The 14,031-nt window shown below is 53.6% G+C and carries 12 protein-coding genes; 8 read left to right on the plus strand and 4 right to left on the minus strand.

The features are described from left to right. Positions 1 to 7: 7 nt before the first annotated feature. The 3 genes from kdpB to kdpF are packed head-to-tail and all read right to left on the minus strand — an operon-like array spanning position 8 to position 3,845. On the minus strand, positions 8 to 2,056 hold the full coding sequence (gene kdpB / locus ACLD3P_RS04645; RefSeq protein ID WP_411006374.1) for a potassium-transporting ATPase subunit KdpB: 2,049 nt from the start codon (positions 2,054 to 2,056) through the stop codon (positions 8 to 10). Between the two features lie 20 nt (positions 2,057 to 2,076). Further along, complete coding sequence (gene kdpA, locus ACLD3P_RS04650; RefSeq protein ID WP_000730078.1) at positions 2,077 to 3,756, minus strand: potassium-transporting ATPase subunit KdpA; 1,680 nt, start codon at positions 3,754 to 3,756, stop codon at positions 2,077 to 2,079. After that, a complete protein-coding gene (gene kdpF, locus ACLD3P_RS04655) occupies positions 3,756 to 3,845 on the minus strand; it encodes a K(+)-transporting ATPase subunit F (RefSeq protein WP_001670793.1) in 90 nt (29 codons plus the stop codon). Before kdpF ends, kdpA begins: the two co-directional genes overlap by 1 nt. Positions 3,846 to 4,181: 336 nt before the next feature. Between kdpF and ACLD3P_RS04660 the strand changes: the two genes are divergently transcribed. From ACLD3P_RS04660 to phrB, 4 genes are all read left to right on the plus strand, one after another. Further along, a complete protein-coding gene (locus ACLD3P_RS04660) occupies positions 4,182 to 4,388 on the plus strand; it encodes a YbfA family protein (protein ID WP_000401433.1) in 207 nt (68 codons plus the stop codon). A 341-nt stretch (positions 4,389 to 4,729) separates the two neighbouring features. Beyond that, positions 4,730 to 6,724: a type VI secretion system tube protein TssD gene (gene tssD / locus ACLD3P_RS04665; RefSeq protein WP_131046209.1), complete on the plus strand. Its 1,995-nt coding sequence runs from the start codon at positions 4,730 to 4,732 to the stop codon at positions 6,722 to 6,724. Continuing rightward, positions 6,721 to 7,383, plus strand: a complete 663-nt coding sequence (locus ACLD3P_RS04670) for a DUF2931 family protein (protein ID WP_131046208.1) — start codon at positions 6,721 to 6,723, stop codon at positions 7,381 to 7,383. The genes tssD and ACLD3P_RS04670 overlap by 4 nt, the downstream gene beginning before the upstream one ends. A 114-nt stretch (positions 7,384 to 7,497) precedes the next feature. Further along, on the plus strand, positions 7,498 to 8,919 hold the full coding sequence (gene phrB, locus ACLD3P_RS04675; RefSeq protein WP_131046207.1) for a deoxyribodipyrimidine photo-lyase: 1,422 nt from the start codon (positions 7,498 to 7,500) through the stop codon (positions 8,917 to 8,919). Positions 8,920 to 8,957: 38 nt separating this feature from the next. On the opposite strand, the gene ACLD3P_RS04680 is transcribed toward phrB, so the two are convergent. Then, on the minus strand, positions 8,958 to 10,439 hold the full coding sequence (locus tag ACLD3P_RS04680; RefSeq protein ID WP_001041123.1) for an MFS transporter: 1,482 nt from the start codon (positions 10,437 to 10,439) through the stop codon (positions 8,958 to 8,960). Positions 10,440 to 10,767: 328 nt separating this feature from the next. Here ACLD3P_RS04680 and ybgI point away from each other — a divergent pair, with 328 nt between their 5' ends. From ybgI to pxpA, 4 genes are read left to right on the plus strand one after another with little or no spacing between them, the layout of a single operon-like run. Further along, entirely contained in the window at positions 10,768 to 11,511 is a 744-nt protein-coding gene (gene ybgI, locus ACLD3P_RS04685) for a radiation resistance protein YbgI (RefSeq protein ID WP_000798844.1), read from the plus strand. Between the two features lie 15 nt (positions 11,512 to 11,526). Further along, positions 11,527 to 12,183, plus strand: coding sequence for a 5-oxoprolinase subunit PxpB (pxpB, locus tag ACLD3P_RS04690; protein ID WP_001188376.1), 657 nt, complete (start codon positions 11,527 to 11,529; stop codon positions 12,181 to 12,183). Continuing rightward, positions 12,177 to 13,109: a 5-oxoprolinase subunit PxpC gene (gene pxpC, locus ACLD3P_RS04695; protein ID WP_115286197.1), complete on the plus strand. Its 933-nt coding sequence runs from the start codon at positions 12,177 to 12,179 to the stop codon at positions 13,107 to 13,109. Before pxpB ends, pxpC begins: the two co-directional genes overlap by 7 nt. Next, positions 13,099 to 13,833: a 5-oxoprolinase subunit PxpA gene (gene pxpA / locus ACLD3P_RS04700; RefSeq protein ID WP_411006375.1), complete on the plus strand. Its 735-nt coding sequence runs from the start codon at positions 13,099 to 13,101 to the stop codon at positions 13,831 to 13,833. The genes pxpC and pxpA overlap by 11 nt, the downstream gene beginning before the upstream one ends. The last annotated feature ends 198 nt before the right edge of the window (positions 13,834 to 14,031 follow it).

Here is a 14,031-nt window from a genome sequence, read left to right on the forward strand (position 1 = left end):
ATACACCTCATGCCAGACCCAGCAGGGTCAGCAGCACATCAATCACTTTGATGCCAATAAACGGCACCACCAGACCACCCAGACCATAGATCCATAAATTACGGCGCAGCATGGCCGATGCGGAAAGCGGCTTATAACTCACGCCTTTTAATGCCAGCGGGATCAGAAAAATAATAATCAGGGCGTTAAAGATCACCGCGCTCAGAATGGCGGAGTTCGGCGAATGCAGCCCCATCACGTTGAGCGCGTTTAGCTGCGGATAGGTAGCGGCAAACGCGGCGGGAATAATGGCGAAATATTTCGCTACATCATTCGCGATACTGAAAGTGGTGAGCGAGCCGCGCGTCATCAGCATCTGCTTACCGATATGCACTACTTCAATCAACTTGGTCGGGTTAGAGTCCAGATCCACCATATTACCGGCTTCTTTTGCCGCCTGGGTGCCGGAGTTCATCGCTACCGCGACGTCAGCCTGCGCCAGCGCCGGGGCATCGTTAGTGCCGTCGCCGGTCATGGCGACCAGCCGTCCTTCCGCCTGATATTGACGGATCAGCGCCAGCTTGGCTTCCGGCGTGGCTTCGGCAAGAAAATCGTCCACACCGGCTTCGGCGGCAATCGCTGCCGCCGTCAGGCGGTTATCGCCAGTGATCATCACCGTTTTAATGCCCATCTTTCGTAGCTGGGCGAAACGTTCTTTAATGCCGCCTTTAACGATATCCTTGAGGGCGATAACACCCAGTACGCGCGCGCCTTCCACGACCACCAGCGGCGTCGCGCCCAGACGCGCCACGTTCTCGACGTTTTGCTCGACATCGGCGGGAAAATGGCCGCCATTGCTCTCGACATGACGCCGAATCGCGTCCACCGAGCCTTTACGGATCATCCGGTTATCGATATTAATCCCGCTCATGCGGCTTTGCGCGGTAAACGGAACAAAGGTGGCATGAAGCGACTGCACATCGCGTTCACGCAGGTTAAAGCGCTGTTTGGCGAGGATCACAATGCTGCGGCCTTCCGGCGTTTCGTCGGCCAGCGAAGCGAGCTGCGCGGCGTCAGCCAGCGTGCGTTCGTCCACCCCTCGGGCGGGTATAAAATCGGACGCCTGGCGGTTGCCGAGCGTGATAGTGCCGGTTTTATCCAGCAGTAACACGTCGACATCGCCCGCGGCTTCTACGGCGCGGCCGCTGGTGGCGATGACGTTCGCGCCCAACATTCGGCTCATTCCGGCTACGCCAATGGCGGAGAGTAGCCCGCCGATGGTAGTGGGGATCAGGCACACCAGCAACGCCACCAACACGGTGACGCTGACCGCGTTACCGCCCCAGGCGGAGAAGGGCCACAGAGTGGCGGTCGCCAGTAAAAAGACAATGGTCAGGGCAATGAGCAAAATCGTCAGGGCAATCTCGTTAGGCGTTTTCCGCCGCTGTGCGCCTTCCACCATCGCGATCATCCGGTCAAGAAAGGTTTCGCCAGGATTGACGCTACAGGCAATCACCAGCCAGTCGGAAAGAATTCGCGTGCCGCCGGTGACAGAGGCGAAATCGCCGCCGGACTCGCGGATCACGGGCGCGGATTCGCCGGTAATCGCACTTTCATCCACCGAGGCGCCGCCTTCGATGACCTCGCCGTCGCAGGGAATAATATCGCCCGCTTTGACCAGGACAATGTCGCCTTTCCGCAGTTCAGCGGCGAGCACGTTATCGGCCTGCGCATCATGGCGCGGGGCGCGCAGACGGCGAGCGAACGCGGTCTTTTTCACCCCTTTCAGACTGTTTGCCTGGGCTTTACTGCGGCCTTCCGCCAGCGCTTCGGCAAAATTGGCGAACAGTACGGTGAACCATAACCACAGACTGATCACCCCTGTAAACAAGGCGCTTCCCGTTATTTGTCCTGTTACCATAGCGAGCGTTAACAGAGTGGTTAGCACGCTGCCGGCCCAGACCACAAACATCACCGGGTTACGCCACTGGGCGCGTGGGCTTAATTTTTTTACGGCATCCGTTAGCGCCTGTACGAGTAAAACAGGTTCAAACAGCGCCAGTTGCTTGCGACTCATATCAATGTACTCCGCATCGCTCAAGGTAAAGAGAAATGTTCCGCTACCGGGCCAAGCGCCAGGGCAGGAATAAATGTCAGCGCGCCGACCAGCAGTACCGTGCCGATGAGCAGTCCAATAAATAGCGCGCCGTGGGTCGCCAGCGTTCCCTGACTGGCCGGCTGTACTTTTTTACTGACCAGCGATCCGGCGATGGCCATGACAGGAATAATCACGCCGAAACGTCCGACGAACATGCAGAACGCCAGCAAACAGTTCCAGAAAGGCGAGTTAGCGCTCAGACCCGCAAAGGCGCTACCGTTATTGTTGGCGGCAGAGGAGACGGCATATAGCACTTCGCTAAAACCGTGCGGGCCAGGGTTCAGCATTGCGCTGCGTCCGGCATCCGTCATCATCGCCAGCGCCGAACCCAACAAGACCAGCATCGGCGTGACCAGAATCGCCAGCGCGGTCATTTTCATTTCGCGCACGTCGATTTTTTTCCCCAGATATTCCGGCGTGCGACCGATCATCAGCCCCGCGATGAACACCGCCAGCAGGACAAACAGCAACATGCCGTACAGGCCTGAACCGACGCCGCCAAAGACCACTTCGCCAATTTGCATCAGCCACATCGGCACCATACCGCCCAGAGCGGTAAACGAGTCGTGCATGGCATTTACCGCCCCGCAGGACGCCGCGGTCGTGACGACGGCAAACAGGCTGCTGGCCAGCACGCCAAAGCGTGTTTCTTTACCTTCCATGTTGACGCTACTGTCCGCGCCTGCCGCCAACAGATGTGGATTTCCCTGAACTTCCGCCCACATCACTACCGCTACGCAGACCACAAAAATGAATGACATTGCCCACAGTAGCGCGCGTCCCTGACGGCGATCGCCCGCCGCTTCGCCAAAGGCGAAACAGAGCGCGGCTGGAATCAAAAATATCGCCAGCATCTGCGCCAGATTAGTGAGCGCGGTGGGGTTTTCGAACGGATGCGAAGAGTTGGCGTTAAAGAAACCGCCGCCGTTGGTGCCAAGCATTTTGATCGCCTCCTGCGAAGCAACCGGCCCCATCGGCAAGAGTTGTTTAGCGCCTTCAAGAGTGGTGATGGGCTGATAAGCCGACAGGTTTTGCGGTACGCCCTGTTGGATAAAAAACAGCGCGATAATTAACGCGACAGGAAATAATATCCATAGCGTAATGCGTACCAGATCTTGCCAGGCATTACCCAGCGTGTGCACATTCTGGCGCGTAAAGGCGCGGATAAGCGCAAAAACCACCGCAATCCCGGTCGCCGCCGACAGGAAATTTTGCACCGTCAGCCCGGCCATCTGGCTAAAGTAGCTCAGCGTGCTTTCGCCGCTGTAGGCTTGCCAGTTGGTATTGGTGACAAAGCTGACGGCGGTATTCAGCGCCAGATCCCAGGACAGACCCGGTAGCCGCTGCGGATTTAAGGGCAACCACTCCTGCCAGAATAGCAGGCAAAACAGGATGCCCAGTCCCAGCAGATTGAGCGTCAGTAGCGCCAGTAAATACTGACGCCAGTTCATTTCATGGTCGGTAATGCCAAGAGTCCGCCAGAGGATACGCTCAACGCCAGCCACGCCCGGCAACGGAACGGCGGCGATGAGCCTTGCCAGGCCCGAACCCAACGGTTTCGCCAGTACCAATAAAATCAGTAAAAAACTGGCGATCAGTAAAAATCCTTGCGCGGCCATCAGAACGCCTCCGCATTAATCAGGGCATAGACCAGATAACCTAAAAGTAAGAAAACCAGCACGATGCCGGTTATCACGCCTGCACTCACAGAGCACCTCCAGTGGCATTGTTTTACTCCTGAGAAAGGTAATTTTTTGGCTGCAAAGATTTCGCAAAAATTGGCGGGCGGAGTGTAAAAAAAGTATAAAAATGGCAAAGACCATTATTTAACTAATGATTAGTATTAATTTAACCTTTTTGTAACTAATTTACGCGTTGAATGTAAATCTGCTGGAAAAGCGTGAAAATAAGTGGTCGGATGAGTAGTAAAATTACACCGAAAGCGGTACTATTTTAATCAGGTAACGAGGTTCAATTTTTCGGTGCTATTCACCGATTCAATCTATACCGGGGCGGGTAGCCTCGGTATAAAGGGGGGAAACGTATGGAACACTATAAAGACTATCCGGCGCATGTCATTTTTGCCCGTCGTGCTTTCGCGGTGATCGCAGGCGTGCTGGCGCTGCCAGTGATGCTCTTCTGGAAAGACCGCGCGCGTTTTTATAGTTATCTGCACCGTGTCTGGTCGAAAACCAGTGATAAACCGGTATGGATGGCGCAGGCTGAAAAAGCCACCTGCGACTTTTATTAATCGCGACCAGCCTGAAAAACCGTCAGCCGCCACGCTGGCGGTTTTTTTGTCTGTGAGCAATCCGGCGATCTCAGGCTCAAATACCGCAGCAGAGATTTGATATGGTGGGAAAAGACAGCGTAAATTTCAGGACCAATGCTTTGCGTTGTTAAAGGTGTTGGCGCTTTATCCTGCAACTCAAAATATTTAAAGCACATATAAAGTTTGCCAGCATTATCATGCCGGGAAACTAATTCGACAATTCTTTGAAAAATACGCTTTTATTGCCAAATAAAATTTATCTGCGTTGTTTATATTCTTATTTGCAATATCTGCATGAAATATAGAAATGACAAATATATATGAGCGATATTATTTATTTAAAAATAGTCGGCGAACGTCAGGGGATGATATCCGAAGGCTGCGGCAGTGAACCCTCTGTCGGTAATCGTTACCAGACCGGACATGAAAATGAAATTTTTGTTTTTAGCCTGCAGGCGATGGTCAGCAGTACTGTGGACGGCGTCAACCATCATGGGATTCGCTTTTGTAAGCCGATTGATAAAAGCTCGCCGCTGTTTGCCCAGGCAATAAATAACAATGAGCGTTGCTCTCTGGATTTTAGCTTTTATCGTATTAACCGCTGGGGAAGGTGGGAGAAGTATTATCATATTGAGGTTCGTGGAGCGGGTATTACAACATACTTAATGCATTCCCAAACAGAGGGGATACCTGAAGAATTTATCACAATACATTATGATTATATCCGCTCAAAACATCTGATAGCCAATACGGAATACAGTGTCCTGTTAACGCCAGAAAACTACAATCGACTTTTTTCGGCAACCCTTCCCGTGGTTGAACCACCTGATATCCCTGCAAAAAAACGAGAAATTGTCTTAACCATTGGCGTCTTCTTTGACGGTACAGGAAATAATCTGCTCAATACGAACTTACGGATGCAGAAATGCAATCCAGAAAACTATGGCCTTGATGCGCGGACGTTAACGGAGTTTAACCAGCGTTGTATAAAGAAAACGGGCTTTGACGGAACGGAAGCAGGCAGTTATCTGAATTATTATACGAATATTTACTGGTTGAATGAGTTGTATCATAAAGAACCAGAGCTTAAAGATGGGGTAAAGAATATTCAACGCGATATCTATATCGAAGGTATTGGCACCGAGAATAACAAAGCCGATTCACTGTGGGGGATGGGCTTGGGGAATAACGATACCGGGGTTATTGCCAAAACCGATCGCGCGATGATCCAACTGCGCAGGATACTGACGGAAGTAACTGGCGCTCTTCAGGGCAAAGACATTACGATCGCGGGTTTGCAGTTTGATGTCTTTGGGTTCAGCCGCGGCGCCGCTGCCGCCCGCCACTTTACCAACCGCGTCTTTGAGCAAGATCCTGTGCTGGTCAGGACGATCGCGACCGCTTTTCAGCCCGTTGAATACCAGGGGAAACCGGCAGGTGAGGTGCAATTTTTGGGCCTTTTCGACACCGTCACCGCCGTGGGGGGAATGCTGGACGGTCTTGACCCCCATGACGGTAATAATCTGGCGGTTAAAATAGGTTTACCGCCGGGGGTGGCAAAACAGGTTTTTCATCTGACGGCGATGCACGAGTGCCGTTATAACTTTTGCCTCAATAGCATCAAAGCGCAATGGCCTGAATTAAGCTTGCCGGGGGCTCATGCCGATATTGGCGGGGGATATAACCCGCAGGAAGAGGAATATCTTTTTTTGAGTCGGCCCGCTGTTGAAACTGTATTAGCCGACGTGCCGACAGAGGCGACCCGCGTCTATCAAAAGGCGGTCCAGCAGGCAGACTCTTTGCCGTATTACTTTGCGCTGGCGCCCATATTGCCGTCAGGCGTTATGAAGGTCGAGACCAATACGGATGAAAAGGTATCGCCGGATCACCTTGGTAATGCGAAAAAGCGCGTAGCCGCTGCGGTCACCTTCCAGCGAATTGTCAGCAATGACTGGTCTAAAGTTGCTCTTCGGGTAATGTATGAGGTCGCCAAAGAGGCTGGCGTTGTGTTTGATGCTATGCAGGAGAATAATGATTATTCCTGGCCGACGGAACTGGATGCGATATGCCAGAAAGCCTTATCACAAGCAAAAAATGTCTTTAATGGGGCCAATTCGCTTCAGTTTTCTTCAGATGAGTTGAACACTATCGGCAAGTATATTCACTGTTCGGCCAACTGGAATGCCGTTGATTATCATCTGAAAAATAATATTTCCTCTGCGGTCTCGTCTTCTGAGACATTTAGTTTTGTTAACCGGCCGGATGAAAACTGGACCCGGACTGTTTATGACATGGCAGGGAATTCTCAAAAATGACGCGTAATTTCAGGTTGTTACTGCTGGGCGGTTTGCTGGGACTGTCGGTTACCGCAACCAGTAAAGAGTTAACTTCGCTACTTGCTCCCTATGATGAGTGGTATTTCAATTTTTTCTATCCAAATGCGTTGCCAGCGAAAGTAACCTATGTGGAATTGCTGGACACGGATGGAATACTGTATCGGTACAGGATGCTGGGAAGCACAAACGCCAGTTCAGCCAGTGTTGGAAAATGGAATGAAGAGGTGATGGGTATCCATTCAGATTTCAATAAGGCTAAAAATCCTCCCCAGGCTATGCATTTCTGTTGGGATTCGATAATCGATAAAAAAGTGTATGAGACGTGGATAACGTTTGGTTATCCGGTCTGGGAAATGATGCTGACCCCTTACCCGTCGCCATGGGATGCCAGCATACAGGAATACCACCGTTATCTGGTAATCGGTCTGGCGCCGGAAGGCAGGGTGCGAGTCTGGCTGGTAAATAATGGCAAGCCCAATACGCGATTAACGGAGGACAAAGATATCGTGGTTGAGACGGTATCCGGTGAAAAACTGGCGATGTGCAAGGGGGTAACCAGATTTAGCCGTGGATATAAATATATAAAAGAAACCGAAGATTTTATCAAAGATAAAAAATACCCTTACGGCAACTGGTAAGGGGAATGGGGCATCTGAAAAAACCGTCAGCCGCCACGCTGGCGGTTTTTTTATGCGCCAGGGTCTACACTGTTTAACGCTATTCGCCGTGACGTTTCATCTTTCAGGAGTTGTATGCCCACCCATTTAGTCTGGTTCAGGCGCGATCTGCGTTTACAGGATAACCTTGCGCTGGCCGCCGCCTGCCGCGATGAATCCGCGCGGGTGCTGGCGCTTTATATTTCCACCCCCGCGCAGTGGCAGGCCCATGATATGGCGCCGCGGCAGGCGGCATTCATCAGCGCGCAGCTCAATGCGCTACAGGCGGCCCTTGCAGAGAAAGGCATTCCGCTGCTGTTTCATGAAGTGGCGGATTTTAACGCCAGTATTGAAACGGTCAAAAACGTTTGCCGACAGCATGACGTCAGCCATCTGTTTTATAACTATCAGTATGAGTTTAACGAGCGTCAGCGTGATGCGGCGGTGGAAAAAACGCTGCCCTCTGTCATCTGCGAAGGCTTTGACGATAGCGTGATTCTGGCGCCCGGCGCGGTGATGACCGGCAATCATGAAATGTATAAAGTTTTTACGCCGTTTAAAAACGCCTGGTTGAAACGGCTAAAAGAGGATATCCCGCCGTGCGTTCCGGCCCCGAAGATCCGGGTGAGCGGCGCGCTTTCTACACCCTTAACGCCAGTCTCGCTTAACTACCCGCAACAGGCGTTTGACGCCGCGCTTTTCCCGGTGGAAGAAAACGCGGTTATCGCGCAGCTACGTCAGTTTTGCGCGCAGGGCGCAGACGAGTATGAGTCACAGCGGGATTTCCCTGCGGTCGACGGCACCAGTCGGCTTTCCGCCAGCCTGGCGACGGGCGGCCTGTCGCCGCGAAAGTGCCTGCACCGATTACTGGCGGAGCAGCCGCAGGCGCTGGACGGCGGACCGGGAAGCGTCTGGTTGAATGAACTCATCTGGCGGGAATTTTACCGTCATTTAATGACCTGGTATCCGGCATTATGCAAACACCAGCCGTTTATCCGCTGGACAAAACGCGTCGCGTGGCAGGAGAACCCGCACTATTTTCAGGCATGGCAGAAAGGCGAAACCGGTTATCCCATTGTCGATGCGGCGATGCGCCAGCTTAACGCGACGGGCTGGATGCATAACCGTTTACGCATGATTACCGCCAGCTTTCTGGTAAAAGATCTGTTGATTGACTGGCGGTTGGGGGAGCGCTATTTCATGTCGCAGCTTATTGACGGCGATCTTGCCGCCAATAATGGCGGCTGGCAGTGGGCCGCCTCAACCGGTACTGACGCCGCGCCTTATTTTCGTATTTTTAATCCCACGACTCAGGGAGAGAGGTTCGATCGCGACGGCGAATTTATCCGCCAGTGGCTACCGGCATTACGCGATATCCCTGGAAAAGCGATTCACGAGCCGTGGCGGTGGGCGGAAAAAGCGGGAGTCGTGCTTGATTATCCTCGGCCCATTGTTGAACACAAACAGGCGAGAATCGCGACGCTTTCCGCCTATGAGGCGGCGAGAAAAGGGGCGTGATACAGGCCCGGTAGCGCAAACTACCGGGCCTTCTGCTATCAGGATTCGACGGCCAGCGCGCGGCTTTTGAATTTGAAGGACTGATACAGCCAAATCAGCAGGACAACCCCTACGCAGGCTAGCGCGCCCCAGGTGATCTGTTCAAAAACATCCACATAGGCGTTGATGGCGTAATTAACCGCGCCGCTGGCGTCGAAGGCGCTTTGCGAGGTCTGGTCAGCGATGACGCCTGCCAGATAGTTAGCTATCGCGCCGGACAGCAGCATATAAATTCCGGTTAATACGCCGGTGACGCCGGGGATATCAATGCGCGTAATTTGCGACATGGCGACCGGGTCGATAAACAGCTCGGCAAAGCCCATCACCGCCAGTCCCAGCACCATTAGCGGCATTGAAGAGTGTCCGTAAGCGGCGGACCAGCGTGCGCTCAGGGTCAGAATACAGAATCCGGCGCTCATCAGACCAAGACCCAGCGCGAATTTGCCCCAGATACGCACGGTGCGATTACCGCTTACGCTCTCTTTAACCAGCCAGGCCAGGACGACCCCACACAGCATCACGGCAAAGGCGTTCACCGACTGGAACATGGCGGTAGGAACGGAATAGCCCAGAATATCGCGGTTCACAAAGCGGTCGATATACAGGCTGATAGAACTGCCGCCCTGCTGGGCAAACGCCCAGAACAGCATACTGAACAGGGTCAGGGTGACAATCAGCCCCAGTTCTTTGCGCTGTTTGGCCGTTTGCGCCTGACGATAAATTTTTGCCAGCACGACCAGGCCGATCGCGGTCGCCACGATTAAGGCATAGACAGACCATTCTTTCCAGAACAGAACGGTAATCAGCAACGGCGCCGCTACCAGCAGAATTAACAGCCAGCCCCAGTTCGGCAGCAGGTAGTTTCTGGCGCACAACACGGCTTTATTCACGCCGGTAGTGTGGGTGAAATGACGATTTCCACACAGGAAGATCACTAACCCTGCCAGCATACCAATGGCGGCGAGCGCAAAGCCCATCGCCCAACTGTACTCCTCTTGCACATAGCCGCAGGCGATAGGCGCCACGATCGAACCAATATTACCCGCTGCGTAAAGCAGCGAGAACCCGCCATCGCGGCGCGGATCTTCCGGCTGGTACAGTTCGCCCAGCAGGCAGCTAATATTCGATTTAAACAGGCCGTAGCCGCAGACAATGATCGCCAGCGACAGATAAAGGAATGTCGGCGCGATCTCACTGGCGCCCAGCACTAAATGACCTATAGCCATTAAAAATGCGCCCAGCATGACTGCCATTCGGTTGCCAAGCACCTTATCCGCCAGATAGCCGCCAAGAATCGGCGTTACGTAGACCAGCGAACAATAAGCGCTGAATAACTCATAGGCGTGGTTATCGTCGTATTTTAGCTGATTGGTGAGATAAAGAATCAGTAGGGCGCGCATACCATAAAAGCTGAAGTACTCCCAAATTTGCAGGGCGACAACGTAGTAAATAGCGCGGGGTTGAGATGCTTGTTTATTCATCGTATTTCCGGGATAGAGACGCTGCGGCAAGAACGCGGCATTCTCAGATAATGCCTTTCTTTGTGGGCTTATTAAGCCTGCCGTATCGCCGTGTTTCCTTAAAGTTACCAACATGATACAGAACTGATTTTTTCTGCAATATGCGTTCTGATTGCATAAATATACATGAAACCGATCGTGTTTTGCTAAGTAATTTGCGCCAAACCCGGGGGTGATTGTTTCTTGATGTGTCAAACAAATGTTTATCGACGAACGGCCAACGGGAGGCTATGTTAACGGAGACTGAACCCGTAACGGGAAAGTAGAACGTGGGTTAAAGGGAGCGATGATGAAAAACACCGAGCTGGAACAACTGATTAACGACAAGCTGAACAGTGCGGCAATAAGCGATTATGCGCCGAATGGTTTACAGGTCGAAGGAAAAGAGACGGTACAGAAAATCGTTACCGGCGTGACCGCAAGTCAGGCGCTGCTCGATGAGGCGGTGCGTTTGCAGGCCGATGCGGTCATTGTTCATCATGGTTACTTCTGGAAAGGCGAGTCTCCGGTTATTCGCGGGATGAAACGCCGTCGCTTAAAAACGTTACTGGCAAATGATATTAACCTTTACGGTTGGCATCTGCCGCTGGATGCGCATCCTGAGCTGGGCAACAATGCGCAGTTGGCGGCGCTATTGGGCATTACCGTGAAAGGAGAAATTGAGCCGCTGGTGCCGTGGGGAGAGCTCTCAATGCCGGTGCCGGGGCTGGAACTGGCCTCATGGATTGAAGCGCGTCTGGGGCGTAAACCGCTATGGTGCGGCGATACCGGGCCAGAGAATGTGCAGCGTGTCGCCTGGTGTACCGGCGGCGGGCAAAGTTTTATTGATAGCGCCGCCCGCTTCGGCGTGGATGCTTTTATTACCGGCGAGGTGTCTGAACAGACCATTCATTCCGCGCGCGAACAGGGGCTGCATTTTTATGCCGCCGGGCACCATGCCACTGAACGCGGCGGTATTCGCGCCCTGAGCGAATGGTTGAACGAAAACACGGCGTTGGATGTGACGTTTATTGATATCCCTAACCCGGCATAACTGAGAGGTAATAAAGTGCAGCGAGCGCGTTGTTATCTGTTAGGCGAAACGGCAGTCGTCCTGGAACTTGAACCGCCGATTACGCTGGCGAGCCAGAAACGCATCTGGCGTCTGACGCAGCGTCTGGTCGATATGCCGAACGTGGTGGAAGCCATTCCCGGGATGAACAATATCACCGTGATCTTGCGGGAACCGCAAACCCTGGCGCTGGATGCGATTGAGCGTCTGCAGCGCTGGTGGGAAGAGAGCGAGGCGCTGGAGCCGGACTCGCGTTCGGTTGAGATCCCGGTGATCTATGGCGGCGCAGGCGGGCCGGATCTGGCGGCGGTGGCACGGCACAGCGGTTTGAGTGAAAAGCAGGTCGTGGAGCTACATGCCTCCGTTGAGTATGTCGTCTGGTTTTTAGGCTTTCAGCCTGGCTTTCCCTATCTTGGGAATTTACCAGAATCGCTCCATATGCCCAGACGCGCGGAGCCGCGCCTGCAGGTTCCGGCCGGTTCTGTCGGCATCGGCGGCGCGCAGACGGGTATTTATCCATTATCCACGCCGGGCGGCTGGCAGCTGATCGGCCTCACGCCGTTGAAGTTATTCGATCCGATGCGGGAGCCTCCGGTTTTGCTACGCCCTGGCGATAGCGTACGCTTTGTGCCGCAAAAGGAGGGAATATGCTGAATATTATTCGCGCGGGGATTTATACCTCCGTGCAGGATAGCGGGCGTCACGGCTTTCGTCAGTCGGGGCTGAGTCACTGCGGTGCGCTGGATAAACCCGCCTTTCAGACCGCTAATCTCCTGGTCGGGAACGATGCGAATGCCCCGGCGCTGGAAATCACTCTCGGTCAACTGGTTGTCGAATTTGAAAATGAGACCTGGTTCGCTCTTACCGGCGCAGGCTGCGAGGCGCAGTTGGATGATCAACCGGTCTGGACAGGCTGGCGATTGCCGGTAAAAGCGGGTCAGCGCCTCACGTTGCATCGACCGCTTCACGGGATGCGTAGCTATCTGGCGGTGGCGGGCGGTATTGCTGTGCCGGAGGTGATGGGATCGTGTAGTACCGATCTGAAGTCCGGTATCGGTGGGCTGGAAGGACGGCTGCTAAAAGATGGCGATCGGCTGGCGACGGGTAAAGCATCGCGACAGTTTAGCGGGCCGCAGGGCGTGAAGCAGTTACTGTGGGGGAATCGCATCCGTGCGCTGCCGGGGCCGGAATACCGTGAATTCGATCGCGCCTCGCAAGAAGCGTTCTGGCGTTCGCCGTGGCAACTCAGTCCGCAAAGTAATCGCATGGGCTATCGGTTGCAGGGACAATCGTTAACGCGGACAACGGATCGCGAACTGTTGTCGCACGGTTTGCTGCCCGGTGTCGTACAGGTGCCTTACAACGGTCAACCTATTGTGCTAATGAATGATGCCCAGACAACTGGCGGCTATCCGCGCATTGCCTGCATCATCGAGGCAGATATGTACCATCTGGCGCAGATCCCGCTAGGGCAACCGATCCATTTTGTGCAATGTTCGCTGGAAGAGGCGCTCAACGCGCGCCGCGAGCGTCAGCGCTATCTGGAACAGCTTACCTGGCGACTTCAGCATGAACATTGATTTAAATGCGGATTTGGGCGAAGGTTGCGCCAGCGACAGCGAATTATTAACGCTGGTCTCCTCCGCCAATATCGCCTGTGGTTTTCACGCTGGTGATGCGCAAACCATGCTGACCTGCGTGCGCGAGGCGCTGAAAAACGGCGTGGCGATCGGCGCGCATCCCAGCTTTCCGGATCGGGATAATTTTGGGCGGACGGCGATGGCTTTGCCGCCGGAAACGGTATACGCCCAGACGCTGTACCAAATCGGCGCGCTGGGGGCGATTGTTCAGGCGCAAGGCGGCGTGATGCGCCATGTCAAACCGCACGGTATGCTCTATAACCAGGCGGCGAAAGATCCCCATCTGGCACAGGCGATTGCGAAAGCGGTACACGACTATGATCCGTCACTGATACTGGTTGGACTGGCGGGAAGTGAGCTGATCCGGGCCGGTGAACGCTATCGCCTGGTGACGCGGCAGGAGGTGTTTGCCGATCGCGGCTATCAGGCCGACGGTAGCCTGGTGCCGCGCACGCAACCTGGCGCGCTGATTCACGACGAAGAGCAGGCGCTGGCGCAAACGCTGGATATGGTGCAAGCCGGGAGAGTGAAAAGCGTTACTGGTGTGTGGACGACTGTCACGGCGCAAACGGTGTGCATTCATGGCGACGGCGAATATGCGCTTGCATTCGCACGCAGTCTACGCGCCGCGTTCAATGCGCGTAATATACACGTTATTGTCTGAGAGCCAGACGATTGAAGCTATTATATTACGGCTGCTAAAAATTATCGTGTTCTGTTCTCTTAATGTCAGGAAGAGGGATTTATTCAATACTATATAAATCCCCTTATAATATATTATTTTAAAAATAACCAAGTGATGCTGTAATAGCCAGTATGATGAGCTTATTGCTGTTAGCAGCAGAATTTTTGAAAATCACTA

Source organism: Salmonella sp. 741265073_HBA, from assembly GCF_046569105.1.
Classification (GTDB): Bacteria; Pseudomonadota; Gammaproteobacteria; order Enterobacterales; family Enterobacteriaceae; genus Salmonella; species Salmonella enterica.